The organism is Salinibacter altiplanensis (genome assembly GCF_002894645.1).
Lineage (GTDB): Bacteria > Bacteroidota > Rhodothermia > Rhodothermales > Salinibacteraceae > Salinibacter > Salinibacter altiplanensis.
In genome coordinates, this window is the sequence record NZ_NCQY01000023.1 from 245,285 (window position 1) to 269,566 (window position 24,282).

At 63.3% G+C, this 24,282-nt stretch carries 24 protein-coding genes, 4 tRNA genes and 1 other RNA gene; 16 read left to right on the top strand and 13 right to left on the bottom strand.

Annotated features, from left to right (window positions below):
• Nucleotides 1-39 precede the first annotated feature (39 nt).
• Complete coding sequence (locus tag B7R93_RS11270) at nucleotides 40-654, top strand: hypothetical protein (RefSeq protein ID WP_232798354.1); 615 nt, start codon at nucleotides 40-42, stop codon at nucleotides 652-654.
• A gap of 74 nt (nucleotides 655-728) precedes the next feature.
• Here the strand turns inward: B7R93_RS11270 and B7R93_RS11275 are convergent, their stop codons facing one another.
• Complete coding sequence (locus B7R93_RS11275) at nucleotides 729-1,478, bottom strand: hypothetical protein (protein WP_232798355.1); 750 nt, start codon at nucleotides 1,476-1,478, stop codon at nucleotides 729-731.
• Nucleotides 1,479-2,087: 609 nt separating this feature from the next.
• Between B7R93_RS11275 and ffs the strand changes: the two genes are divergently transcribed.
• From ffs to B7R93_RS15540, 4 genes are all read left to right on the top strand, one after another.
• Nucleotides 2,088-2,187: signal recognition particle sRNA small type (gene ffs / locus B7R93_RS11280), an RNA gene on the top strand.
• A gap of 137 nt (nucleotides 2,188-2,324) precedes the next feature.
• Nucleotides 2,325-2,660 carry a preprotein translocase subunit YajC gene (yajC, locus tag B7R93_RS11285; RefSeq protein ID WP_103020857.1) on the top strand — a complete coding sequence of 112 codons (336 nt, stop codon included), beginning with the start codon at nucleotides 2,325-2,327 and terminating at the stop codon, nucleotides 2,658-2,660.
• Between the two features lie 54 nt (nucleotides 2,661-2,714).
• Nucleotides 2,715-3,962, top strand: a complete 1,248-nt coding sequence (gene ribB, locus B7R93_RS11290) for a 3,4-dihydroxy-2-butanone-4-phosphate synthase (RefSeq protein ID WP_103020858.1) — start codon at nucleotides 2,715-2,717, stop codon at nucleotides 3,960-3,962.
• Between the two features lie 209 nt (nucleotides 3,963-4,171).
• Nucleotides 4,172-4,336, top strand: coding sequence for a hypothetical protein (locus tag B7R93_RS15540; protein ID WP_198598658.1), 165 nt, complete (start codon nucleotides 4,172-4,174; stop codon nucleotides 4,334-4,336).
• Nucleotides 4,337-4,985: 649 nt separating this feature from the next.
• On the opposite strand, the gene B7R93_RS11295 is transcribed toward B7R93_RS15540, so the two are convergent.
• On the bottom strand, nucleotides 4,986-7,457 hold the full coding sequence (locus B7R93_RS11295; RefSeq protein WP_103020911.1) for a DNA internalization-related competence protein ComEC/Rec2: 2,472 nt from the start codon (nucleotides 7,455-7,457) through the stop codon (nucleotides 4,986-4,988).
• A 216-nt stretch (nucleotides 7,458-7,673) separates the two neighbouring features.
• Between B7R93_RS11295 and nusB the strand changes: the two genes are divergently transcribed.
• From nusB to B7R93_RS11350, 11 genes are all read left to right on the top strand, one after another.
• Nucleotides 7,674-8,156: a transcription antitermination factor NusB gene (gene nusB / locus B7R93_RS11300; RefSeq protein WP_103020859.1), complete on the top strand. Its 483-nt coding sequence runs from the start codon at nucleotides 7,674-7,676 to the stop codon at nucleotides 8,154-8,156.
• 56 nt (nucleotides 8,157-8,212) lie between these two features.
• On the top strand, nucleotides 8,213-8,875 hold the full coding sequence (locus tag B7R93_RS11305) for a metallophosphoesterase family protein (protein WP_103020860.1): 663 nt from the start codon (nucleotides 8,213-8,215) through the stop codon (nucleotides 8,873-8,875).
• 85 nt (nucleotides 8,876-8,960) lie between these two features.
• Nucleotides 8,961-10,055: a redox-regulated ATPase YchF gene (gene ychF, locus B7R93_RS11310; RefSeq protein WP_103020861.1), complete on the top strand. Its 1,095-nt coding sequence runs from the start codon at nucleotides 8,961-8,963 to the stop codon at nucleotides 10,053-10,055.
• A gap of 138 nt (nucleotides 10,056-10,193) precedes the next feature.
• Nucleotides 10,194-11,045: a hypothetical protein gene (locus B7R93_RS11315; RefSeq protein ID WP_232798357.1), complete on the top strand. Its 852-nt coding sequence runs from the start codon at nucleotides 10,194-10,196 to the stop codon at nucleotides 11,043-11,045.
• Between the two features lie 71 nt (nucleotides 11,046-11,116).
• A complete protein-coding gene (locus tag B7R93_RS11320; RefSeq protein ID WP_103020863.1) occupies nucleotides 11,117-12,376 on the top strand; it encodes an ABC transporter permease in 1,260 nt (419 codons plus the stop codon).
• 111 nt (nucleotides 12,377-12,487) lie between these two features.
• Nucleotides 12,488-13,309 (top strand): phosphosulfolactate synthase, encoded by an 822-nt coding sequence (locus B7R93_RS11325; RefSeq protein WP_103020864.1) that lies wholly within the window; start codon nucleotides 12,488-12,490, stop codon nucleotides 13,307-13,309.
• 191 nt (nucleotides 13,310-13,500) lie between these two features.
• Nucleotides 13,501-13,737: a 50S ribosomal protein L28 gene (rpmB, locus tag B7R93_RS11330; protein WP_103020865.1), complete on the top strand. Its 237-nt coding sequence runs from the start codon at nucleotides 13,501-13,503 to the stop codon at nucleotides 13,735-13,737.
• 76 nt (nucleotides 13,738-13,813) lie between these two features.
• The gene (rpmG, locus tag B7R93_RS11335; RefSeq protein WP_103020866.1) at nucleotides 13,814-13,978 is read left to right on the top strand and encodes a 50S ribosomal protein L33; all 165 of its coding nucleotides are present in this window, start codon (nucleotides 13,814-13,816) and stop codon (nucleotides 13,976-13,978) included.
• 172 nt (nucleotides 13,979-14,150) lie between these two features.
• Nucleotides 14,151-14,224: transfer RNA gene (locus tag B7R93_RS11340), tRNA-Pro, on the top strand.
• 52 nt (nucleotides 14,225-14,276) lie between these two features.
• Nucleotides 14,277-14,350: transfer RNA gene (locus B7R93_RS11345), tRNA-Arg, on the top strand.
• A gap of 91 nt (nucleotides 14,351-14,441) precedes the next feature.
• Nucleotides 14,442-14,512 (top strand) — tRNA-Cys (locus B7R93_RS11350).
• A 169-nt stretch (nucleotides 14,513-14,681) separates the two neighbouring features.
• On the opposite strand, the gene dnaB is transcribed toward B7R93_RS11350, so the two are convergent.
• The 11 genes from dnaB to rpsB form a co-directional block, all read right to left on the bottom strand.
• Nucleotides 14,682-16,277: a replicative DNA helicase gene (gene dnaB, locus B7R93_RS11355; protein WP_103020867.1), complete on the bottom strand. Its 1,596-nt coding sequence runs from the start codon at nucleotides 16,275-16,277 to the stop codon at nucleotides 14,682-14,684.
• Nucleotides 16,278-16,371: 94 nt separating this feature from the next.
• A complete protein-coding gene (locus tag B7R93_RS11360; RefSeq protein WP_103020868.1) occupies nucleotides 16,372-17,220 on the bottom strand; it encodes a uracil-DNA glycosylase in 849 nt (282 codons plus the stop codon).
• Nucleotides 17,221-17,247: 27 nt separating this feature from the next.
• Nucleotides 17,248-18,498 carry a bifunctional phosphopantothenoylcysteine decarboxylase/phosphopantothenate--cysteine ligase CoaBC gene (gene coaBC, locus B7R93_RS11365; RefSeq protein ID WP_103020869.1) on the bottom strand — a complete coding sequence of 417 codons (1,251 nt, stop codon included), beginning with the start codon at nucleotides 18,496-18,498 and terminating at the stop codon, nucleotides 17,248-17,250.
• A 142-nt stretch (nucleotides 18,499-18,640) separates the two neighbouring features.
• Nucleotides 18,641-18,934, bottom strand: coding sequence for a DNA-directed RNA polymerase subunit omega (locus B7R93_RS11370; RefSeq protein ID WP_103020870.1), 294 nt, complete (start codon nucleotides 18,932-18,934; stop codon nucleotides 18,641-18,643).
• A 67-nt stretch (nucleotides 18,935-19,001) separates the two neighbouring features.
• Nucleotides 19,002-19,568 carry a guanylate kinase gene (gmk, locus tag B7R93_RS11375; RefSeq protein ID WP_103020871.1) on the bottom strand — a complete coding sequence of 189 codons (567 nt, stop codon included), beginning with the start codon at nucleotides 19,566-19,568 and terminating at the stop codon, nucleotides 19,002-19,004.
• A 98-nt stretch (nucleotides 19,569-19,666) separates the two neighbouring features.
• Nucleotides 19,667-20,551, bottom strand: a complete 885-nt coding sequence (locus B7R93_RS11380; protein WP_103020872.1) for a YicC/YloC family endoribonuclease — start codon at nucleotides 20,549-20,551, stop codon at nucleotides 19,667-19,669.
• A 123-nt stretch (nucleotides 20,552-20,674) separates the two neighbouring features.
• Nucleotides 20,675-20,763 (bottom strand) — tRNA-Ser (locus B7R93_RS11385).
• A gap of 53 nt (nucleotides 20,764-20,816) precedes the next feature.
• Complete coding sequence (gene frr, locus B7R93_RS11390) at nucleotides 20,817-21,386, bottom strand: ribosome recycling factor (protein WP_103020873.1); 570 nt, start codon at nucleotides 21,384-21,386, stop codon at nucleotides 20,817-20,819.
• Nucleotides 21,387-21,435: 49 nt separating this feature from the next.
• Entirely contained in the window at nucleotides 21,436-22,215 is a 780-nt protein-coding gene (pyrH, locus tag B7R93_RS11395; RefSeq protein WP_103020874.1) for a UMP kinase, read from the bottom strand.
• A gap of 184 nt (nucleotides 22,216-22,399) precedes the next feature.
• On the bottom strand, nucleotides 22,400-23,230 hold the full coding sequence (gene tsf / locus B7R93_RS11400) for a translation elongation factor Ts (RefSeq protein WP_103020875.1): 831 nt from the start codon (nucleotides 23,228-23,230) through the stop codon (nucleotides 22,400-22,402).
• 59 nt (nucleotides 23,231-23,289) lie between these two features.
• Nucleotides 23,290-24,246: a 30S ribosomal protein S2 gene (gene rpsB, locus B7R93_RS11405; protein ID WP_103020876.1), complete on the bottom strand. Its 957-nt coding sequence runs from the start codon at nucleotides 24,244-24,246 to the stop codon at nucleotides 23,290-23,292.
• Between the last annotated feature and the right edge of the window lie 36 nt (nucleotides 24,247-24,282).

Sequence of the window (24,282 nt, forward strand, 5' to 3'; positions counted from 1 at the left end):
CTCCGAGAACTCTCGTCGCCATGCCCCCTAGCGATCCGGATGATGGAGGAGCTTCTTGCCGACCGCACGTCCCCGGAAGACGAGCCACCCTCCGAGGAAAAGCGGTCGGTCCACGTCAAGTTCAAGCTCAGCAAGGCTGCTACCGAGGCAAAAGAGGAATTGGCCACCCACTGGGGCGTGTCGGAGAAAGCCGGGGCGGAGATGGTGGCTCGGCTTGCCGTGTCGTTTCTCGAAGAGGAGGACGAGGACACCCGACGCCGGTTCGTCGAGAAGGCGCAGGACCAGCCTCGCCCGCTCAGGCGAGAGACCCACGTGGTGGGCCGTGCCACGAAGTCCCTTCTGGAAGCGACGGCGAGCGATCTCAACTTGACCCGAGACCAGTGCTTTGATGCGTGCCTTCGCCTCGCACACACCATCGTGCAATTCCTCCAGGACGATCAGCTCGAGCGCCACGAGGCCCTCGTCTCTGAGCTGCGCACCCTTCTCGGCCGGGCCAGAACAATCGAGACGACGCTTCAGGAAGAGACGACCGATATTGATCCGCTGAGCCCAGCCGTTACCACAGTTCGACGCTACATTGAGGCGATCGTGGACGACATTGAAGACGAGCTGGCGCACGGACGCCCGCTCGACCGCACCCACGAGTTTGTGTAGTCGACGATGTCGGGCATGCCCCTGTTCGTCGTTGGGGGTCCCTGCACGATGTCGCGTCGCCGCAGGCCCCTGACTCAGTTCTCCTCGTGTCTCGTTTTTCCGAGAAGGGGCGTCAGGCCCGGATACACAGTGTCTCTCTCCACCCGGCGTGGGGCAAACTCGTCCGTTCGCGTGGCAACGAAGCGAAGCAGCCGCCGCTCGGCATTGGTGCCCGTTGCCACTTCGTCCCCCGCAACCACGTCGCGAATCCGTCGGTGAATCGCGGCCGCCCGTTCTCGGAGCGCTCGGAGGGCGTCTCGGCCGGCCCGGGGCGTCCACGTCCCGTCCACATGGTCGGCCACCGACGATTCCGCGGCGGCGCTCCCCCGCCAAAACACAGGCTTCAGGAAGATGCGCGGCTCGGGATGATGCCGAATGCGCCTCAGAAGCCGGTAGGCGCCCTTCTCTCCTCCCCGTAGGAGAAACGCACCGGCTCGTTGGGCACGGGATCCAGCTAGATGCTGGATCCCCACAGACGTCGTGCTCCCGTCCGAACGACCGCTCACCCAGAGAAACGACGGTGCCGGACGGGCGGGAAATACAATCGTCGGGAACGACTTTTCGTCCGCACCTGTCTGGTCGGGAGAGGCGTGCCGGACTCGCCGCCTGTAGAATGCTCGACGGAACGCCCGTGCACGATCTTCGGCCCCCTCTTTCAGCTCGCCGGATCGATCCGGCTCGTCCGTGACGCTTCCATCGGACGCCGACCCGTTCTTGCGTTCTGTTTCTGCCTCCGACGGAGCGGGACGGGGCCCTGGCGCCCCAGCGGAGTTCTCTTCGGACATCCCCTCCACGGGGGTTTGATCTCTGGTTTGTTGATCGGCCCGGCCGTTTCCGATTTCACCTCCGGCCGTCCGGAACGCAGTGAGTGTTTCCTCAACCCACGTCTCAACTGCCCCCGCTTCACTCTTCTGAACCAGTTCTGGGCCCTGCTCCTCATGATTGACGGCCGATGGAGGCCGACCCAATGCCGAGCCCTGTTGTTGTGCCTCGCCCTGTCGTTGCAGATGGGATGTGTGCCTCTCCCGACGCCCAATCGCCTTCCGATACGCACCAAGGACAAGCTCCGGCGAGGGCATTTGGGAGACCGGTCTCGGGTCGTTGTGAAATGAAGCGTCGGCCATGGCGGTGGTTCTGGAGGTGGTGGTGCGTCCGGCAATTCAGAGCAGCGTATCGCCGAACAGCGTCTCCCCCCAGAGGTTCATTCAGGGCACCTGGAGCGTTGGTCCCTTTCACAGAAGTGCGGAGAGCAGGCCTTCGCCCCGCGGGCCGAGCCGAGCGGGCTCCCGGGCTTGACAATATTTTCAGGGGGATTGCTCACCACGGGGAACTGTTTGGCGCCTGCACTGTCTCACTCGGTACGACATTTCGCGGGGATTCCCCGCACCGACAAAGGGCAAGTCCCGCACGGCCAGCTCCCTCTGAACCCCGTCAGGGCCGGAAGGCAGCAGCGGTAGGAGGTCGCAGCGGCGCGCTGCGGGTCGCTTGCCCTTTTTCTTTTGCCGTAGCCTCCCCCCGGTTCCTCTGAACCGGCCTCCCCCCGTCCCGTTTACCGAAGGAGTGGATCGTTTCTGTCCCTTTCATGGGAACGCCGCTCTCTTCCCGACCTCTGATCTTCGAACACACCCACCATGCTCTCCTCCCCTCTCTCCGCCCTTGATCCGATTCTTCTCGTCGGGCAATCTGGCAGTGGCAGCGGCGGCATCGTCGGCCTGCTGTTTCCTCTCGTTCTGATCATCGGCGTCTTCTACTTCTTCATCTACCGCCCCCAGCAGAAACGTGAAGAGGAGCATCAGGAAATGGTGGACACCCTGGAGCAGGGCGACAAGATCGTGACTGTGGGCGGCATCCACGGCACCATCCAGAAGATCGATGAGGACAGCGTCCTGGCACAGGTCAATAGCAAGGGCACGCGGCTTCGTTTCAACAAGGACTCCATCGCGAGCCTCACCGGCGACGAGGAGTAGGCGTTCCTCTTCACATTCCCTCGGGACTGCACCAAACAGGTCTGTTTTGCCCCCATGAGTCCTTCCTCACACTCCTCTTCTTCGTCCTCGGAAACGCCCTTCGACGCCATTGAGGACGCGCTCGCGGCCATCCGAGACGGCGGACTTGCGATTGTTGTAGACGATGAGGACCGCGAAAATGAGGGGGACTTCATTGGGGCGGCCGAGGCAATGACGCCCGACCTCGTAAACTTCATGACGAAGGAGGGCCGCGGCCTCCTGTGCACGGCCATCCCTCCCGAGCGGGCCGACGAACTGGATCTCGACCTGATGGTCGACGCCAACTCGTCGCTCTACAGCACCCCCTTCACCGTTTCGGTCGACTACCGACAGGGCACGAGCACCGGAATCTCGGCGGCGGACCGCGCAAAGACAATTTGTGCCCTGGCGGATCCGGATGCCTCCCCGTACGACTTCGTCCGCCCCGGACACGTCTTTCCCCTTCGTGCCCGCACGGGGGGCGTGCTCCGCCGCGCAGGGCACACCGAAGCCGCCGTGGACCTCGCCCGCCTTGCCGGCCTGGAACCAGCCGGCGCCCTCGTCGAAATCATGAACGAAGACGGGAGCATGGCCCGCGTTCCGCAACTCCGCGAGCGTGCCGAGGCCCTGGACATGCCGTTCATTACCATCCAGGACCTCATCGCCTACCGCATGCAAAACGAACGGCTCATCGAGCGGGAGGCAGAGGTGACTCTGAACACCGCGTTCGGGACCTTTCGAGTGATCGCCTACCAGGAGACGCTCACTGGCGACGTGCACCTGGCCCTGTTAAAGGGCGACTGGGCCGAAGATGAGCCCGTCCTCGTCCGTGTGCACTCGCAGAATGTACTGGGCGATGCGCTAGCGGCACGGCGCGAATCGTACAGCGAGCAACTGGCCGAGGCACTCCTCCAGGTGGCGCACGAAGGCACGGGGGCCATTCTCTACATGATGCAGAGCAACCACGGCCAGGGCCTCCTCTCGAAGCTCAAAGACCTGGAGCGTCATCAGAATCAGGACGACGGAGGCCCCGCAGACGTATCGCTCGAAATGGATCACCGCGACTACGGCATCGGGTGTCAGATCCTCCGGGACCTCGGCATCCGAAAGCTCCGGCTGCTCACAAACAACCCTCGCAAGCGGATTGGGCTGGCCGGATACGGCCTCGACCTCGTCGAGCAGACCCCCATTGAGTTGCCCACAGAGGCTCAAGACCACCTGTCCACCGTCGCGGCCGACCGGCTCACACCACTTCTGATGGAGCTTATCGATCCCGGCGTTTAGAACCTGTTTCAATGCGTGCCTTGAGGTCCCAACCGGAGGCAATGACCGGCACATCGCCTCCGGCTTCAAGCGGTCGTGCCGCGGTGCCCCTCGACCATGGGTCGACCCGGTCCCTCGGTGCCCTCCCCATCTGATTCGAGCCCAAGACAGATTCTTGGTCCTGGGACGTTCCCCCTTCGTTCGTGCCTCCGGCCCAGCCTCCCTTCCGTATGTCAAGCTCCCAGATCTTTCAGGCCATCTACGCGCTCATCGCCATCTTCAGCGCGTCGCTCACAGTGATCCGCCTGCAGGCCGGAGACTGGATGGCCGCATTATGGCCCGCCCTCATTGCCGGCTTCTGTATCTATCGTCTCTTTACGGTGTCAGGGGACTAATCCCTTCCAGCAAATCGTCCTCGGCAGGGTGGTCCTTCCCCTATGCGTCTGAGAATGCCCTTTATCCACAAGATTGTGGATAACTCGTGGATAAGTGGGGGATAACGTCTGGATAATCTGTGCACGAGAATTGAGATTCTGTCGCCCGTGCATAACTGCCCCGGATATCCACACCGGTCCCCACCTTGTGCACACTGTGGACGAGTGTTCATAACTAGGCCCGTGAGATCCCCCATTCTCTCGTGGATTACTGTGGACACGTGGAAAACTACGCCTTCACCGGCCTTCAGCGCCGTGTACCGGCTTTCAGTAGCCGTCCGTTTGTGGATAACCTCGTGAATGACTGGGGAGACTATCCACATCCCAGCGGCACGGATGTGGGCAACTCAGTTATCCACATTTCCACACGCCTAACAACAACAACCACATCTTTTAAAAAATCCCAAGTGCTTTATTCATACTAGGGAGTGTGGATAACTTGACGCTCAGGCAGCGCCCGACCAGGAGAGGCCACATGTCAGGAGGTTCTTCTCTGGAAAACTGATACACGGTTTTGTATCGGTTGAGTCTGAAGGATATTCCCATTTAGGAATAAGTAAGGTGTCTAGTGACACCGGCACGAAAGCCCCTGAACGAGAAGATTTATATCCTACTTCCACCGTGCTTGCCATACTTCCTTTCCGTCTGTGCGAATCCACACTGCACCCTTTTTGCTAATGCTGTGTACTTGCTCTGATCGCTCTTGCCACCTGCGAATCACCTTTTCACTGGGCATATCATATTGAGTGCTTCTACCTGTACTTACCACCGCATGCGTTCGCTCTGGATCGCCCACTAAGTGCACGAACTCTGGGTGGCTACTGGTCTCGGATCCGTGATGCGGAACCTTTACTACGTGTCCTCCCAGATTCTCTCCGTATGTTCGAACCAGGTCTTGTTCGGCGAGCCTTTCAATGTCTCCAGGGAGAAGAACATCCACACGTCCATACTGGACACGAAGCACGACAGAAGCATCATTTTCTCCCCCAAAGTTGTCATGGGCAGGCGGACTAAGGACCCTTGCCCGAACGGATGCCCCCAGCCGAAGTGTGTCTCCCCGCCGGGCGGCCTGATGAGGAATGTCCTCTTGATCGAGAAGACGACGCGTTTCATCGTACAACTCGGTGTCCACCGGGTACCCATTGTGCACCAGGCGACCCACCTGCACTTCTCTCAAGAGAGTCGGGACTCCCCCTAAGTGATCCTGGTCGGAATGAGAGACAACAACGAGGTCCAGTCGTTGGATGCCTTGTTGCTCCAGAAAGGGAAGGACCGTGAACTCTGCGGCCGCCCCACTCGGGGATCGTGGCCCCGTGTCAACAAGTACGTGCCGCCCTGAGGGCGTTTTGAGAAGGGCAGCGTCTCCCTGTCCCACGTCGAAGAACACGAGGTCGAGGGTGGGCCTTGCTCCGGGTCCAACCACAGATCCCCAGACAGCCACGGTTAGGAAAAGAGAGCTCGCAATTACCCAGCGCCACCGGAGACGGGGGCGTGGCCACTGTGCGATGGCGACCAGTCCGGCCCCAAGGGCCCCTAGCTTCCAGAAATCCGGGGTTGACATTCGGATTCCTGCCCAAGAAAACCAGTCGGCTCCGTACCGGGACGTGGCAAGAAGCCCCTGCAGAAACAGATCCGCTGCACTTCCGAAGGAGGCCGCCGCCGCGGTCCACAGGCCCCCCATGGTGACGGTTACAATTGCGGACGTAAGGGCCAGTCCCGTGCACGGAATCCCAATCATGTTCAGGAACAGGCCGGCAGCGGACACCCACCCAAAGTGGTAGAGAAGAACGGGAGCGGTTCCCAAGATGGCAGCCGCCGAGGCCGTACCGGTCGAGACAAGCCAGTCCAGAGACGCAGAATTCCGATACCGCTCCGGCACCCCCTCACGAAATCGAGGATTGAGGGCCACGATGCCCGCCACTGCCGCCATCGATAACTGAAACCCGGCGTCAAACAACATGGGAGGTCGCACCGCAAGCAGCACCAGGGCCGCACTCCCAAGTGTGTTCAGTGGATGAGCCGACCGCTGAAAAAAGATGCCTCCGATAAACAGGGTTGCCATGACCACAGCCCGAACGACCGACGGCCGCCCTCCCGTCAACAGCATGTAGATGATCAAGACGAAGACCGTAACCACGGCCCGCACAACCTCCACCGTGCGCCACCGCAACCGAAAGCGCATCAGGAATGGGCGGAGCAGCGTATAGAGCACCATGCCCACCAGGAAGACGTGCAGGCCCGACACGGCGAGGAGGTGCATGAGTCCGGTTTTTGCGAAGCGATCTCGCTGGGCATCGGTAATGCGGCTCCGGTCCCCCAGCAGCAGTGCCCGGAGCACGGCGCGCCCCTCCCCACTTGGCACGTACCGGGCGATCTGCCGACGGATGTGCCCGCGGACCGAAACGAGCGCATCTTGCAGTGCCCCACGCCGATTTCCCAAAACGATGACATGGTCGGGCGCATCGACGTACAGAGTGCAGCAAATGCCCCGTCGGGACAAGTAGGCACTGTAGTCAAACCCCCCCGGATTGCGACGCCCCGAGGGACGTCGCAAAGACCCGTGGAGCCGAACCATGTCTCCCTGATGGAGTTTTGGGAAAGACGGAGCCGCGTTGGCCCAGGGAGACGGCTTCAGGGTCGCCCGAACCTGCCCGTCTACGGCGGCTGTGTCGCGGGGGCCGAAGAGGGTGTCGGTCTCCAAGACAAATCGCGTGGCCTCCTCGGTCTGTTGAGGAGCGTTCGTGATGGCTCCCTGCACACTCACCGCGTTCCGGCTTTTCTCAGCTGCGGGAGCGAGGCCTCGGGGGGAGCGGGCCTCGTAGGCGGCATGGCGGGCCCCGCCGGCAGCACACATGACCAGCATGACGGCAAAGGTACGGCCGAGAGGGGCAAGGGTGACAAGCCGGGTCCGGTCCCACCACTGCATCCCTACGAACAGCGCGAGCCCACCCCCAACGCCACCAAGCCAGAGAAAGAAAGAGGCCGCAACGAGCCTCGACGCCCCCACAATTCCAAGTGCGAAGGCCCCCGCCACACAGAGGGCCGGATACGCACTCCATTGAATCGACGAGTCGGAACGCATGAAGCGGGACACTACCGTCCAGGAGAAGCGGGCTCGAAAGACACATTGCTCCCGGAGGGCCTAACATTTTCTCACGGCACGGCAAAAGCGACCCTAAATCCAAAATTGAGGGAATCCAGGTACAGGCCCGAACCTGCCTTCGCCGCAGAAAATAAAAGCTGTCTCCGCACAACTGCGGCTTCCCCACCCCCCCTATCTTCCGGACGGTCCTTCGCCATGAGTTCCCGACGCAACGCCCGTGAGCAGGTTATGAAGGCGCTCTACGCGAATGAACAGACCGAAGGGGACGCCGATCAGGCCGTGCATGCCCTCGTGCAGGTGCCACTTAGCGACGATCCCCCGACCCGGGATTTTGCCGAGCGCCTCTTCCAAGAGACCCTGGATGCGATGGAGGTGGCCGACGGGATCATCGAAAAGCACACGGACAATTGGGAGATTGACCGCATTGCGGCCATCGACCGGTGCCTGCTCCGGATGGCGACCACAGAACTTCTGGAGTTTGAAGAGGTCCCGCCGAAGGTATCGGTCGACGAAGCGATTGAGATTGCCAAGCGGTACAGCACGCCCCGAAGCGGGACGTTTGTCAATGGGGTGATCGACGCCGTCCTGCTCGACCTCCACGACCAGAAGCGGCTCAACAAAACCGGCCGTGGCCTCATCGGGATGGACACCATTCAGGAGCGGGCCGACTCGTTGTAGGTCCCAGCCGTCGGCCGAGTCGACTTTTCTCTTCCCCTCACTGCAGAGCACACGCGATGGGACTTATAGCCGTCGGCGACATCCACGGATGCCTTGCGTCCCTCAACGCCCTCCTGGATCGGCTGAGTCCCTCCCCGGACGATCATCTCCTGTTTGTCGGGGACTACATCGACCGAGGCCCTGACTCAAAAGGAGTGATCGACCGGCTGCTGGACCTGCGTGAGGAGGTTCCCTGTACATTTTTGCGGGGGAACCACGAGGCGATGATGATCGAGTACCTCGACGCCGGGGCCTTTAGCCTCTGGCGCATGAACGGGGGCGTCTCGACGCTCCAGAACTACCTCAAGGGCGACAGCTCGGAGGTTCACATTCCGGCCGCGCACGCCGAGTTCGTCCGCGACACGAAGCTCTACCACGAGACGGACGACTTCCTGTTCGTCCACGCCGGGCTGCGCCCCGACCTCACGGTGGAGGAGAACCTCCAGCAGCCCGACGAAGAAGTGCTGTTGTGGGAGCGTGGGCACCTGGAGGCCTCCGGGCTGGCCTGGGAAAAACCGGTGGTGTGCGGCCACACGCCCCAGCCGGACCCCATCAGTCACGAGAAGCTGATTCTGATCGACACCGGCTGCGTCTACCACATAAAGCCCGGCCTGGGGCGCCTTACGGCGGTGCGTCTCCCGGAACGGGAATTTGTCGACGTGCCCTACGCCGACGGGTGAGCCTGCGCTGGACTGGACGCAGGAACACACCTGTCGGACGCGCAATTCACCCCGGTCGCATTCACCTCCAGGTCCCCACCCTCCAATGTCGCTCCAGTGTGGCCTCGTCGGCCTCCCCAACGTGGGCAAGTCCACCATCTTCAACGCGCTGAGCAGCGCCGGCGCCGAGGCCGACAACTATCCGTTTTGTACGGTTGATCCCAACGTGGGCGTCGTGCCGGTGCCCGACGAACGGCTCCCGCGCGTCGCCGAGCTGGCCGGGTCGCCGGAGACGGTTCCTACCAGCATCGAGTTTGTCGACATCGCCGGGCTCGTGGAGGGGGCGGCCGAGGGCGAAGGATTGGGCAACCAGTTCCTTGCTCAGATTCGAGAGGTGGATGCGATCATTCACGTCGTGCGCTGCTTCGAGGATGAGGAGGTGGCCCATGTTGCGGGCTCGGTGGATCCGGTGCGGGACGTAGAGGTGATTAACACGGAGCTGCTGCTGAAAGACCTGGAGACGGTCGAGAAGCGCCTCGAAAAGGTGAAGACGGCCGCGAACAAGGGCGACCCGGACGCCGCCGAGGAACTGGAGGTGTTCGAGCGGCTCCACGACCACCTGAGTGGTGGGGAGTGGGCCCGCTCGTTCGAGGTTGGGGAGCCCGCGCGTCCACTCGTCGACGAGCTGTTTTTGGTGACCGACAAGCCGGTTCTGTACGTCGCAAACGTGGGGGAGGAGGCCCTTCCCGACGGCAACGCGTACGTCGATCGGCTCCGGGCCATCGCCCACGATGAGAACACCGGGGTCGTGGTCACGTCGGCGGAGCTGGAGGCCCAGCTGACCACGCTTGACCCGGAGGAGCGTCAGCTGTTCCTGGAGGATGCGGGGCTGCGCCGAGCCGGTCTTGAGCGCCTCATCCATACCGCGTACGACGTGCTCGATCTCATCACCTTCTTTACGGCCGATGAGAAGGGGGCCTACGCCTGGGCCATCGAGGCGGGGACCGAAGCCCCACAGGCCGCCGGCGAGGTCCACAGCGACTTCGAACAGGGATTCATCAAGGCCGAAACGATCCCCTTCTCGGACTTCGACGAGGCCGGTTCCGAGGCTGCCGCCCGCGAGGCGGGGCTCATTCGCACCGAGGGAAAGGACTACGTGGTGGAGGACGGGGACGTGATGGAGTTTCGGTTCAACGTGTAGTCCCCCGAAAGCCCCCGTCGTGTACGGGCCGACTGTCTCACGGCCCTGTCCCCTACTCCGCAAGAAGTCGGGGCTGCACCTCTGCGTCCTGCCCTGTATATTGCCCCTGTTCTATCTTTCCAAGCCACGTTTTCCAGCATGACGCGCGGTTCCGCTTCGCTGATCGCTACGTTTCTGATGGGCGGCCTGCTCTGGGCCGGCTGCTCGTCGGACTCGACCCCCGGTTCGGAGTCCGTCGTGTCCCCAACCGATACCATTGCGCCCAAGACGCGGGCCGACTCGGTGGCCTACCGGCTTCTCCAGGCCCACGGCATGGACGCATGGGCGTCGTCGCCGTATCTCCGGTTTAACTTCGGCATCGAGACGCCGGGCGGTGCGCAGACGATTGCGCGGCACCTCTGGAACCGAAACACGGGCGAGTACCGGATCGAGTGGTCTGCCGGGCCGGATTCCTCCTACGTGGCGCTCGTCAACGTTCGGGACCAGCACGACGGCCGCCTGGGCGGAACGGCCTATCTGAACGGAGATGAGCTAACGGGAGCGGCGGGGGAAAGCGCCCGCGAAGAGGCCTACGGGCGGTTCGTGAACGACACGTACTGGCTGCTGGCCCCGCTGAAGGCCTTCGATTCGGGGGTGAACCGCAGCTACCTGCCAGATTCCTCCACCGCCGAGCACGATGTTCTCCGGCTGACCTTCAACGATGTCGGGCGCACGCCGGGCGACCAGTACTGGCTGTACGTGTCAACCGAGACGGGACGACTCGACCGGTGGGCCTATCACCTCCAGGGGATGCCCGAAGACGCGCCGCCTCAGTTCTACGACTGGACGCAGTACCGGGAGCTGCCGTCGTCCGGTGGAACCGTCCGCCTTGCGTCTCGGAAGGCGGCCGTTGGGGCGGATCAGGCGCTCCTCACCAATCAGTTGGCGCTTCCCGAATCGCCGCCGGAGGGGGCGTTCTCGACGCCCAAACCGATGCTCGGAAGCGAGTGATCTCGTTTCCTCGGGGCGGCGGCGCCCTGGGGGCCGTTCCGCGCTGACCGACGGACGATAGACGACCCACCGTGGACTACCGGTTTCAAATCGCTCGGCGCTACCTGGCCAGCCGACGGGAGGTGTCGCTCATCTCGATCATCACCGGCATCTCGACGATGGGCGTCGCCCTTGGGGTTGCGTCGCTCATCGTCGTGCTCTCCGTGATGAACGGGTTCTACGACGTTGTGCGGGATCTCCTCGTGTCGCTCGACCCCCACGTCCGGGTCGTGAGCGCGGAGGGACAAGGGGTTGCCAATGCCGACTCGCTCCTCCGTGTCGCCCGTGAGACCCGACACGTGACGGCGGCGGCGCCCTACGTGGAGGGGAAAGCCCTGCTCATGAGCGACAACGCGGACGACGCCCATCGGGTGGTCCGTGTTCGGGGCGTCGAGGCGTCCATGATGGAGGCTGCGGCCCCGACGATGGCCATGGGGCGCTTCGATCTGAGCCGGAACGCGGACGAGGGGCCGGGAATCGTCCTGAATCAGCGGCTTGGGCAGCGGGCGGGGCTCATGCCGGCCGGGCGAACGCAGTCGGCCAGTGCGGTGGGGCTGCTGTCGGCCCCGGCTGTCGAGCGCACCCTCACCAACATTTTTGGGAGCCCGCCGGTGCGGCGCTTCGACGTACGGGGGCTGTTCCAGTCGCAGGGGGCCTCAGAGGGCCAGCGTGTCTTCGTGTCGCTGGAGGAGGCGCAGCAGTTGTTTCGCACAGAGGACCGGGTGACGGGGATCGAGCTCCGCCTCGACAATCTGGAACGGGCGGCGGGCGTGAAGACGGCCCTGCAGCAAAAACTCGGGACCGACCGGTACACCGTACAGACGTGGTACGACCTTCAGCGGTCGCTCTACGACGTGATGCAGTTGGAGAAATGGGGGGCGTCGGCCATTCTCGGGCTCATTGTCATCGTAGCGGCCTTCAACATCGTCGGGTCTCTCACGATGGTGGTTATCGAGAAGCGGTCCGATGTGGGGGCGCTCCAGGCCATGGGGGTTTCACGAGGGAACGTGCGCCGCATTTTTCTGCTTGAAGGGGCCCTCATCGGCGCGCTTGGAACGGGCCTCGGGCTCGTCCTGGGGCTCGGGCTCGCCTTTCTGCAGCAGTACTCCGGAATTGTGCCGGTGGCCCAGGCCGAATCGTTTCTCATCGATGCCTATCCGGTGTCGGTGCAGGCCCTCGATGTGGTGCTTATTGCGGTTGTCTCATTTGGGCTTTGTGTGCTGGCCGCCCTGTACCCGGCCGCCCGAGCGGCCGCGATCAAACCGGCCCGGGCCGTGCACCTGGACAGCTGAGCCCACAGTCGTCGACCGACACCGGACCTGAGGCCCTCTCGGGCCCATTGAAACATCTTGCCGAACTCCTCGATCAGGCGTCGCCTTCCGTTTCGTCCTGCCCCCCGTCCCATGACCAACGACGCGTTCGACCTGATTGGCCTTCCGGACCGTCCCGAAAAGCCGCGGGAACGAGGCCTCACGCACATGCTGGACAAGGGGCTGTCGGCCCGGGAGGTCGAAAATGTTCTCAACGGGGCCGCCCACATCATCGATGTCGCCAAGCTCGGGTGGGGGACGGCCGCCGTCACGAAGAACCTGGAGACGAAGCTGGATGTCTATCGGGAGGCCGGCATTCCCTTCTTTTTCGGGGGCACGCTCTTCGAGGCGTACTTTCTTCGGGACCAGATCGACGAGTACCGCCGTCTTCTGGACGACCTGGGCGTGCACCACGTCGAGATTTCTGCCGGGGCCGTCTCGATGGCGCACGAGGACAAGCTTGACTTCATTGAGCTCTTCGCGAAGGACTTTACGGTCGTGAGTGAGGTGGGCTCCAAAGACTCCAGCGATGTGATGGCTCCGTACCGGTGGGTCGAGTTCATGCAGGCGGAGCTGAAGGCCGGAAGCTGGAAGGTAACCGCCGAGTCGCGGGAGGCTGGGACCGCCGGGCTCTTCCGTCCGAACGGGGAGGTGCGAACAGGCCTCGTCGATGAACTCCTGTCCCGGGTCGACCCCCACGACATCATCTTTGAGGCCCCAAACAAGAAGCAGCAGGTATGGCTCATTAAGCACGAAGGCGCGAACGTGAACCTCGGCAACATTCATCCGGAGGAGGTCGTCCCGCTCGAAACGCTGCGTCTGGGCCTGCGGGGGGATACCCTCTTCGAATTCCTGACACCGGGGATTACGCCGCACCTCCCTGGCGGAACCCCCTCGGGGGACGGGCATTCCTGAGCAGGCGTGGAATCAGTCCTCAAGGCAATGGGGAGACGGAACGACACGACGAAATTGCTGCGTCTTCACGAACAAAGTCCTGTGGTCCCGCCTTCAAGATCGTCGGTCTGATGCACACAAGCCGTACAGTGGTTTGTGTTGTTTTGAGACGACGACACGTCATAGCCCCAAATTGCCCCAAGAGATGCGTTATGGCTCGCAAAGATGACATCACAGGGGAGGGTCCGGTGACCGGCAACAGCGTCTCCGACTCCAACCAAAAGACCAACCGCCGCTTCAAGCGCAACCTGCACGAGAAGCGGTTCTACATTCCTGCCCAGGACCGTCACGTGAAGCTGAAGGTGTCTTCGAAGACCCTGAAGACGATCAACAAAAAGGGCATTCAGGCGGTGTTGAAAGAAGCCCGCAAGCAGGGCTACGACGTGTAGGTCGAGCCTTTTTTGCTGGATGCACCCCGTGGTGGCTCCAACCCGTAGCTAACCCCCCTACTCAACCCACAGTCCGATGGCCACAGGCGATCGCGTTCAGGTCATACTCGAGTGCACGGAGGAACCGGGAACGTCGCGCTACCACACGACGAAAAACCGGAAGAATACCTCCGACCGGCTCGAGCTCAAGAAGTACAATCCTGTCCTCCAGAAACATACCCTTCACCGAGAGAAGAAATAAGCCATGGCAGACCAGAGTACACCGGCTTCGCGCAAGATGGCGAAGCTCATCGTTGCTGAAGAAAAGGAAGACGGCAACTACGGCTTCCGTGAAAAGATTATTCCCCTCGACGATGTCGAGGAGGAGCTTGAGGAGGCTAAGAAGCTAACCTAGATTGGCTTCCATTGTCACCCGGGGCGTGGCGCAGTCTGGCAGCGCACCTGCTTTGGGGGCAGGTGGTCGCCGGTTCGAATCCGGCCGCCCCGACCGATTTACGCCCAACATCTGGGGGCGCCTCGCCCCTCTGGAGCCTCGACCTGCGCCCGTAGCTCAGTTGGATAGAGCAGCGGACTTCTAATCCGCAGGCCGCAGGTTCGAATCCTGCCGGGCGTACACTCCGGACCGCCGTTTCCGCCCCGAAGGAGAGGAACTCAGTCCGGAATCTTTTCATTTACAGCGCAGAAGCACATCTTGAGTGACCCTTGGTGACGTGGCCGAGTGGTCAGGCAGAGGCCTGCAAAGCCTCCTACGGCGGTTCGAATCCGCCCGTCACCTCTACCACCTCTACTGCGAGCGCCCCTGGGCCCGGCCCGGCGGGCGCTCTTTGTTATGCGCCCTCCCGCGAAATTCCTTCGCGCGGATATGAGGGCGGCCCCCCGTCCGTGGACACCGGGAAGAGACGAGGCAGCGACGAGGGACATCTGCTCGCCCATCGGGCGGGAGACTAGAACGGCGCGTCGTCCTCAAACGAATTGCCGCCGCCCCCGCTAGCGTTTCCGTCGGAGGGCGGCATCGGGGCCGAGCCGTCGCCCTGGGGCGGGCCGCCTCCGGAATTGTCGTACTGCGTGGTGAGGGGCTCGAAGCGGGCGTACTGGTCGACGAACGCCAGCTCGACGGAGCCGATGGGGCCGTTGCGCTGCTTGCCCACGATAATCTCGGCGATGCCCTCGGTGGAGTTGCCCTGCTCGTCGACGGTGATGCCGTAGCGCTCGGCCCGGTAGATGAACGACACCACGTCGGCGTCCTGCTCGATCGAGCCCGACTCTCTCAGGTCCGAGAGCTGGGGCCGCTTGTCGCCGCCCCGATTTTCAACGGCACGGTTGAGCTGAGAGAGGGCGATGACGGGGATGTCGAGCTCTTTGGCCAACCCCTTGAGCGAGCGAGAGATGTGGGCGATCTCCTGCTCGCGGTTGGCCCCGCTGCGCAGGTTGGCGCCGGAGGCCTGCATGAGCTGCAGGTAGTCGACCACCACGAGCCCGAGGTCGTGCTCCGCCTTCAGGCGACGGCACTTGGCCCGGAGCTCCAGTACGCTGAGCCCTGGCGTGTCGTCAATGTAGATGTCCGCGTCGCTAAGGGCCCCGGCCGCCCGGGCCAGGTGCTGCCAATCGTCATCCTTCATCCGCCCTGTGCGGGCCCGGTGGGCGTCCACGCGGGCCTCGGAGGTAAGCATGCGCTGTGCGAGCTGCTGCGCGCCCATCTCCAGCGAAAAGATTGCCACGCCCGTCGAGCGCTCCGGGTGCGTGGCGGCGTTCTGGGCAGACGCGAGCGCAAATGCCGTCTTGCCCATGGAGGGCCGGGCCGCAATAATGATAAGGTCGGAGTCCTGCCAGCCGCTCGTAAGGTCGTCGAGCTTGGGAAAGCCGCTGGGCACGCCGGTGATGCCGCCGTCCTGGCCGTGGATGGTCTCGAGGCGCTCCAGGGTGTCCTTCACCACCTCGTTCATCGGGGCGGCAGCCTTGCGGAGCTGGTTGTCCGAGATCTGAAAGATCTTGCTCTCCGCCTCGTCGAGCAGTTCAAAGGCGTCGGCCCCCGAGTCGTAGGCCTTCTGGACGACCGATGTCATCGTCTCGATCATCTTGCGGAGCAGCGACTTCTCCGCGATGATGCGGGAGTGGTACTCCACGTTCGCGGCGGAGGCGACCTGCGTGGTAAGCTCGGTCAGGTAGTAGGCGCCCCCAATCTCGTCGAGCGTGTCGCGGCGGCGCAGCTCTTCGGTGAGGGTGACGAGGTCGACCGGGTTTCCCCGTTCGAAGAGGTCCTGAATGGAGGCGTAGATGCTCTGGTGCTTGTTTTCGTAGAAGGCATCCGACGGAAGAATCTCAATGGCCTGCGGGATGGCCTCTCGTTCGATCAGCATGGCGCCGAGGACGGACCTTTCTACGTCGACGGCCTGCGGAGGCACGCGGCCCGACTGCTCGTGGACCGCCTGGGCCTGCTCCCGCTGCTGCTGACCCGCGCCGCCCCGCATCTTTTCGAGAGGATAGGACGATCGGGACGACTCGTCGATGTTGAACCGTTGGGAGTCGTCGCTTTCAGCCATGAACGGAAGGGATAAGACTTGAGAAGAGGAACGGCTCGTCCGCTCGTGGGGAGCCGGGGACAGCCCCTGGGCAAAAGGACCGGAGCGGGGGCGGTCAGGTTTCGTCCCTCAGCTGATCGTAGCGGGTGCGGAGCAGTTTGACGTCCTCCCAGGTCGGCCGCTTCCACTGCGAGTTACGCAGGAGGGCGGCCGGGTGGTAGGTTGCCATCAGGGGAATGCCGTAGAAGTCGTGTTCCTGATCTCGCAGGTTGGAGAGGGAGGAGCTCCGGTCCAAAAGCGTGTTGCCGGCCACCTTGCCCACGGTGAGAATAATCGCCGGACGAATCAGCGCGATCTGCTTGTAGAGCACTGGCAGGTGCGCGTCGACCTCCTCCGATTTCGGGTTGCGATTGCGGGGCGGGCGGCTCTTCAAGATGTTCGTAATGTAGACGTCCTCCCGCTCAAAGTTGATTGCGTCGAGGATTTTGTCGAGGAGCTGCCCGGCCCGGCCGACGAACGGCTCGCCCTCCTCGTCCTCGTTGCGGCCGGGGGCCTCTCCGATGATGACGAGGTCGGCCTCGGGGTCGCCGACGCCGAACACGGGATTCTCGCGGTCCTCGTCGATCGGCACGAGAATGTTGTCGGCGAGATATTGCTCCACCGCTTCCAGTGCGTCGGCGTCTTTGTACGGGGCATCGTCGGGGATGAGCGCCTCGATGCGCTCTGAGGGAGGGAGCGAGGGGTCTTCGGCAGGGTCTACCTGATTGCCGAACAGGTCGTAGTTGGGCATGTCAGTGTCGGGGGCAGCGTCGTCGAGGGCAGTGCGTGAAGGGGAGGGGGAGTCGGCCGGGGAGGTGGGCGAAGACGACGAGGCCTCGTCCGCAGGGGGAAGGGGAAGAAGATCCCCGTGCAGCGCGCGCTCGTGCTCGACGATGGCCCGCAGCTTGCGGAGGAGGTCTCGCATCGAGAGGGAGGGAGAGTGGAAAACAGGCTATGCGCTGTTCTTCTCACGGGCGGGTTGCACCCGGTCGAGCAGGATTTCGGCCACCTCAGCCTTCGGCATGCGGGGAAGATCCTCGGACGCCCCGTCGGCCCGGAGGAGTGTGACCCGGTTCGTGGAGGAGCCGAAGCCGGCCCCGTCCTCTGTTGGGTCGTTCACGACAATCCAGTCGAGGTTCTTTTCCTCCAGTTTGTGCCGGGCGTGTTCGAGGGCATCGTCGGTCTCCAGGGCGAAGCCCACGAGCACCTGCCCCGTCCGTTTGTGAGCCCCGAGGGTTTTCAGAATATCGGGGGTCCGGCGGAGGGGCAAGACAAGATCCTCGTCTGTCTTCTTGCGCTTGGAGCCCGACGGATCGGCCGGGGTGTAATCGGCCACCGCAGCGGCCATGAATACGTAGTCGGCGTCTGCGCGCCGGGCCTGCACAGCGTCGTTCATCTCTTCCGCCGTCTGTACGGCAGTGACCTCGACGTTCGGGGGGGGAGACAGAGAGGTCGGCCCCGTTACGAGTGTCACCGACGCGCCTCGCTCCGCCGCCGCCGCGGCCACGGCGTAGCCCATTGTTCCCGTCGACGGGTTTGTGAGGACGCGGGCCGGATCGATGGGCTCCCGGGTGGGACCGGCCGTCACGAGCACGGTGTGGCCGGCGAGGGGCATGTCCTGGGCTTTCCCGCTTGCCTTCGTCTCTGCCATCAGATCGGCCACGCGTTGGAGGATGTCTCCGGGCTCGGGCATCCGTCCTTGTCCCACGAGGCCGCTCGCGAGTTCGCCGTGGGCGGCGGGCATCACCTCGTACCCAATCTTCCGGAGGCGATCCAGGTTGTCCTGAGTCGCGGGGTGCTGGTACATGTCCCGGTCCATGGCCGGGCACACCAGGAGCGGGCAGCGGGCCGAAAGGGCCGTAGCCGTCAGCATCGAGTCGCAAAACCCGTGGGCCAGCTTGGCAACCGTCTGGGCCGTGGCCGGGGCGACGACGAAGAGGTCGGCCCACTGCCCCAGGGTCACGTGCTTGGTCCACGACCCCTCCTCGTTCTCCGGAAAGATGTCTGTCAAGACCTCCTGCTCAGAGAGCGTTCCGAGCGTGAGTGGGGTTACGAAACGCTCGGCATCTGGGGTCATGAGCACTTGCACCTCGGCCCCGGCCTTCTTCAGTCGCCGCACGAGCGATGCCGCCTTGTACGCGGCAATGCTGCCCGTCACCCCCAGCACGACGTGTCGTCCGGACAGGTCAGGAGGGGGGGGCATCGGGAAAAGAGAGGCGACGAAAGAGCAAGAATCCAATCAGGGGCCCACTTCGGGCATTCGTGGGGACGGGGCGCCCCACCGCTGGTTTGGAGGGGCGCCTGCGCAGGAAAGGGCCCACCCGGGCCGCGCAGACACCCGCGGACTACTCGTCGTCGGGCTTCCGGTAATAAATCTTGTCCCCGAGAAACTCATCAATGGCGACTTCCGTCGGCTCCGGTTCCTTCTCGTATTCGAGGGAAACCTTCTCCTGCTCTTCTTGCATGCGGGCGTCTTCCATCTCTGGGCCGAAGCCCTCGAAGTAAGACAGCTTGTCGTCCAACTCCGAGCGCGTGTCGGAGGCCACCTGTCGCGACCGCTTTGACAAAACGGCGACGGTCTCGTAGAGGTTGCCGGTCTTCTCAGCCAGCTCGTCCAGGTTTAACGTTTCGATTGCCATGATAGAACGGGGCTACTTCGAAAGAAGGTGAGGGACCGCCGGTGGAATGCCGGTACTGTACCCATCGTCACGAGTTCAGAAACTGACGAATTTGGGTGAGGGTTTCCTCGACCGCGGTGTCAAGATCATCATTCACGACCACCGCATCGCAGTCGTCGGCCCTGGCCATCTCCTGCTCGACCCGGTCGAGGCGATCCTGAAGGGATTCGCGGTCTTCGGTGCCCCGCCCTTCGAGCCGGCGTTGCAGCTCGTCGAGTGAGGGGGGCGCCACAAACAGGATGAGGACATCGTTCCCGAAAATGCGCTTGACGTTGAGGGCCCCCTTGACGTCAATGTCGAGCAGTACAGGCCCGTCGGCGGCCTGATCTTCGACCTCCGATCGGAGCGTGCCGTAAAATTGATCGGGATACACCTCCTCGTATTCGAGCAGGTCGCCGGCGTCGATCCGTGCGCGAAATTCCTCGGGGGAGAGGAAGTGGTAGTCCTCGCCGTCGGTCTCGTTGGGGCGGGAGGCACGTGTCGTGGCCGACACGGAAAACTGCATTTCTGGCATTGCTCCCAGCACCCGATGGGCGATGGTGGTTTTGCCGGCGCCGCTCGGGGCTGTGAGAACGACGATGTTACGGTCGGGCATGGTGGGAAACGTTGAGGGTTGGAGGGTTGAAAGAGGCTAGGATCAGCCGATCGATACCGACCCTCCGGCCTTTCAACGCTGGGCCTTCAACCCGGGTGCTATTCAACATTGCGAATCTGCTCCTTAATCTTTTCGATCTCCTCCTTCATCTCCACTGCCTGCCGCGAGATGGCCTCGTCGTCGGCCTTGGCGCCGATTGTATTCGCCTCGCGGTGGATCTCCTGGGTGATGAATTTGAGCTTCCGACCCGACGGCTCGTCGGCATCGAGGGCCTCCCGAAACATCTTGAGATGGGAGTGGAGGCGGACGCACTCTTCGGTCACGTCGAGCTTGTCGGCGAGAAGGGCAATTTCGGTTTCGAGGCGGTCGGGATCGAGGTGCTCATCGTCGAGCAGCCCGTGCAGACGCTCACGGAGCTGCGCCTGGCGCTCCTCGACGCGGGCAGGGGCCCGTGCCTCGATGGCGTCGAGATGATCGTCGATGGCACGGGTGCGCTCCTCCAGGTCCTCGCGCAGCGCGTTGCCCTCTTCGTGCCGCATGGCCTGGAGGTCGTCGATGGCGGCGTCGAGGGCCTGTGTCACGGCCGGCCAGGCGCGCTGGATTTTGGCCGCCTCCCGTTCTTCCTCCCCGGCAAAGATGTCGTCGAACTCCATCAGGTGATCGAGCCGGACTGGGGCCTCGATCTCGGCCGCCGCGGCGAGCTTCTCCAGGCGCTGCTTGCGGTGCATCGCCGCGTCGGCGTCCACCTCGACCGGCAGGGGGGCCGAGCCGCTGAGCTCGGCGGAGACGTTGACGTCGAACTGGCCCCGCTCGAATGCCTCCTTCATCCGCATCCGCACGTTCGACTCCGCCTCGGGAAGCGGGTCGGGGAGGTGGACGAAAATGTTGAGGTGGCGCTTGTTCGTCGACTGAATTTCGACGGTCGCCGAGGCGCCCTTGGTGCTGGCGCGGCCGCGCCCGAAGCCCGTCATGCTGCGAACCATAAAAGAGAGACGGAGCAAGTGGAAAGCGTGAGTGAGAGGGCCTCATTTTCGAAATCCCGCCTTCCGGGCGGAAGGCGGGCACTGCGGGGGCGTTCGGGACGGAATGCGCCGCGGGACAAACGGCGGAGGGGGAGGGATTCGAACCCTCGGTACCGTGGAAACGGCACACTCGCTTTCCAGGCGAGCACCTTCGACCACTCGGTCACCCCTCCAAGGTGGCGGGACGGGAGAGACAGCTCCTCCCAGAGATTCGGACTCGGTCTTGTCAGACATCCATGATCTGTTCCGTTTTCTGCTCCAGAAGCCCCTCCACGCGCCCGGTGTACGTATCGGTGATCTCCTGAAGATCTTCCTCCGCGCCGTAGAGCACGTCCTCGGAGAAGTTCGCCTCCTCGACGGCGCTCTGGATCTCGTTTTTGGCATCGCGCCGGATGTTGCGGATCGAGATCTTCGTTTCCTCCGCTCGCTCTCGGCTCGTTTCCACAAGCTCTTTGCGGCGCTCCTCGGAGAGGGGCGGGATGGGGATGCGGATCTTTTCACCGCTGTTGTTTGGGTTCAGGCCCAGGTCGGCCTTCATGATGCCCCGTTCGATGTTCTCGATCGCGCTGCGGTCGAACGGCTGCACAATGATGAGGTCGGGCTGCGGGGCGCTCACGCTGGCCACCTGTTCCAGGGGCGTCTGGGAGCCGTAGTACTCCACCGTCACGTTTTCGAGCATGGCCGGGGAGGCGCGTCCGGCACGAATCGTGCGCAGCTCCGAGCGCAAGTACGACACGGACTCCTCCATCTCCTCGTCGGCCTCGTCCAGGATGTCCTGAATGGGGTCGTCGGGCATGGGCGAGAGGGAAATTTGGTGAGTAAGAGCGTGGCGCGGACGGCCGTCGTCACGCCGGCACGCGTTCGGTGTCGGCCTTGGCTTCGTCCCAATGCACGTGGGTCCCCACGGTTTCTCCGGCGAGGAGGCGTCGCAGGTTGTCCGACGTGCCCATGTTGAACACAATGATGGGCATTTTCGACTCCTGGCAGAGCGTGAGGGCGGTCATGTCCATGACGCGCAGGTCGCGGTCGATGACCTCCCGGCCGTGAATCTCTTCGAAGCGCTCGGCGGAGGGGTCTTCCTCGGGGTCCGCCGTAAAGATGCCGTCCACCCGAGTCCCCTTCAAAATGACGTCGGCGTCGATCTCAAGCCCTCGGAGGGCCGCGGCGGTGTCGGTGGTGAAGTACGGATTGCCGGTGCCGGCCCCGAAGATGACGACCCGTCCCTTCTCGAGGTGACGGATGGCGCGGCGGCGGATGAACGGCTCCGCAATCTCCTCCATCTTGATGCTCGACTGCAGACGCGTGACGAGGTCGACCTGCTCGAAGGCATCCTGGAGTGCCATGCCGTTGATCATGGTGGCCAGCATGCCCATGTAGTCGGCGTGCGCCCGCGTCATGCCCTCCATGGCGTGCTCAACCCCCCGAAAAATGTTGCCGCCCCCAATGACGACGGCCACCTCGGCCCCGGCCTCGACGGCCGTTTTTACCTCGCTTGCGTAGGTGCGGAGCACCGTCTCGTCGATGCCGAACTCCCGCTCCCCCAACAGGGCCTGTCCACTGAGCTTCAGCAGCACACGCTGGTATTGGAGGGACGAGTCTGATCCGTTGTCGGAGGAAGCACTCATAGAAGGATGCACCGCTGGGTGCGCGTTCAGGTTGACTGTGCGGGCGTCCGGCCGGTCCCGTTCTTTTTTGGGAGAAAATGGAGCCGTGTGCGCGCCGGTCAGACAGGACGGACGGCTCCGCACGGCCCGCGAGAGGGGCGAGGGGCGTTCCACGCGACGCCGACAGGACGCAGGATGCCCGCGCCTAATCGCCGAGGGCGTAGCGCGTGAAGCGGGCCACTGAGAGGTCGGCGTCGTTGAGCATCTCCTTCACCGAGACCGACGAGTCTTTCACGAAGGCCTGCTCCATCAACACGTGGTCTTCGAAGAAGCGTTCGAGCTTGCCCTCCACGATGTTGTCGATGACATGCTCGGGCTTGCCCTCATTGACGGCTGCCTCGTGGGCGACCTCTCGCTCTTCCTCTTTGACCTCCTCGGGCACTTCGTCCCGGGTGACGGCGATTGGCTCCAGGGCCGCCACCTGCATCGCGACGTCGCGGCCGGTTTCCTCCGCCTCTCCGTCGCCGTGCACCTCCACGAGCACGCCAAGCTTCGAGCCCGGGTGGACGTACGAGATGACCTCGCCGTCCTTGCTTTCGAGCACGTCGAAGCGACGGATCGTGAGCTTCTCGCCGATGCGGCCGGTGAGGGCAACCAGCTCATCCTCGACGGTCACGTCGTCCTCGTAGGAAAGGCCCTTCAGTTCCTCTAGGTCGTTGGGCTTCTCCTGCAGTACCTGCTCCGCCACCGTGTGGGTGAACGACTGAAAGTCATCGTTGCGGGCGACGAAGTCGGTCTCGCAGTTGATCTCGATGATGGCACCGGCACGGCCGGTGTCGGACACGGCCGTCGCCACGAGGCCCTCGTCGGCCTCCACCGCGGCACGGTCGGAGGCGACCTCCTGGCCCTTCTTGCGAAGCAGGCTGACGGCCTCGTCGAAGTCGCCGTCGGTCTCCTGCAGGGCATCCTTGCAGTCCATCATGCCGACGCCCGTGGCGTCGCGCAACTCTTTTACCTGTTTGGCAGAAACGCTCATGTCTCGTCGGTTGGGGAGGGATCGGGTGAAACGGACAGCACAGGACAGGGGCATTGGCCCTACGCGGCTGCCTTCTTCTTCTCTTCCTTCTGCATGCGGCGCTCGTGCAGGCCCTCCTGAACGGCGTCCGTGAGGGTGGACGTCACCAGCTCGATCGAGCTCAGCGCGTCGTCGTTGACCGGGATCGGGTAGTCGATGTTCTTCGGGTTCCCGTTGGTGTCCACCATCGCGATGGTCGGGATGCCGAGGTTGTTGGCCTCGCTCACCGCAATGTCCTCCCGCTGCACGTCAACGATGTAGATGGCCCCGGGAAGGCTCGCCATGTCGCGGATGCCGCCGAGCGTCTCCTCGAGCTTCTCGTGCTCGCGGAGCCGCATCAGCTTCTCCTTCTTCTTCAACTTGTCGAGCGTGCCGTCCCGGTCCATTCGCTCGATCTCTTCCATGCGGCGGATGGACTTCCGGATCGTTTGGAAGTTGGTCATGGTGCCGCCAAGCCAGCGGTCGACCATGTGCGGCATGCCACACTCCTCGGCGTGCTCGCGGACAATGTCCTCGGCCTGCTTCTTGGTGCCGGCGAAGAGAATCTTCTTGCCCCGCTGTGCAAACCGCTTGGCGGCCTGCGCCGCCTCGTCGAGGAGAACCTGGGTCTGCATCAGGTCAATGATGTGGATGTTGTTCCGCTCCATGAAGATGTATTTCTCCATGCGCGGATTCCACCGGCTCGTCAGGTGGCCAAAGTGAACCCCTGCCTTCAAAAGCGCCTCGATGGTCACACGGTGAGAGATCTCCTCCTCCTCCCCAGAAGCGTCGTCCGCGTCGGCAGAATCTTGGTCCGCGGCGTCGGCCGTGTCCGCGGCGGACGCCTCATCGTCATCTGCAGGACCGGCCTCGTCCGTAGAGTCGTCGGGGGAATCGTCGTGAGCCTCGGGTGTGGGATCCTCAGCTTCGGGCGTAGGGTCCTCGGGGGCATCTTCGTCCCGGGTGTCCGGGGTCTCTGTAGTCGTCTCGTCAGCCATAAATAGGGTCTACAAGTGCATGGGAAGTTGGGTTTG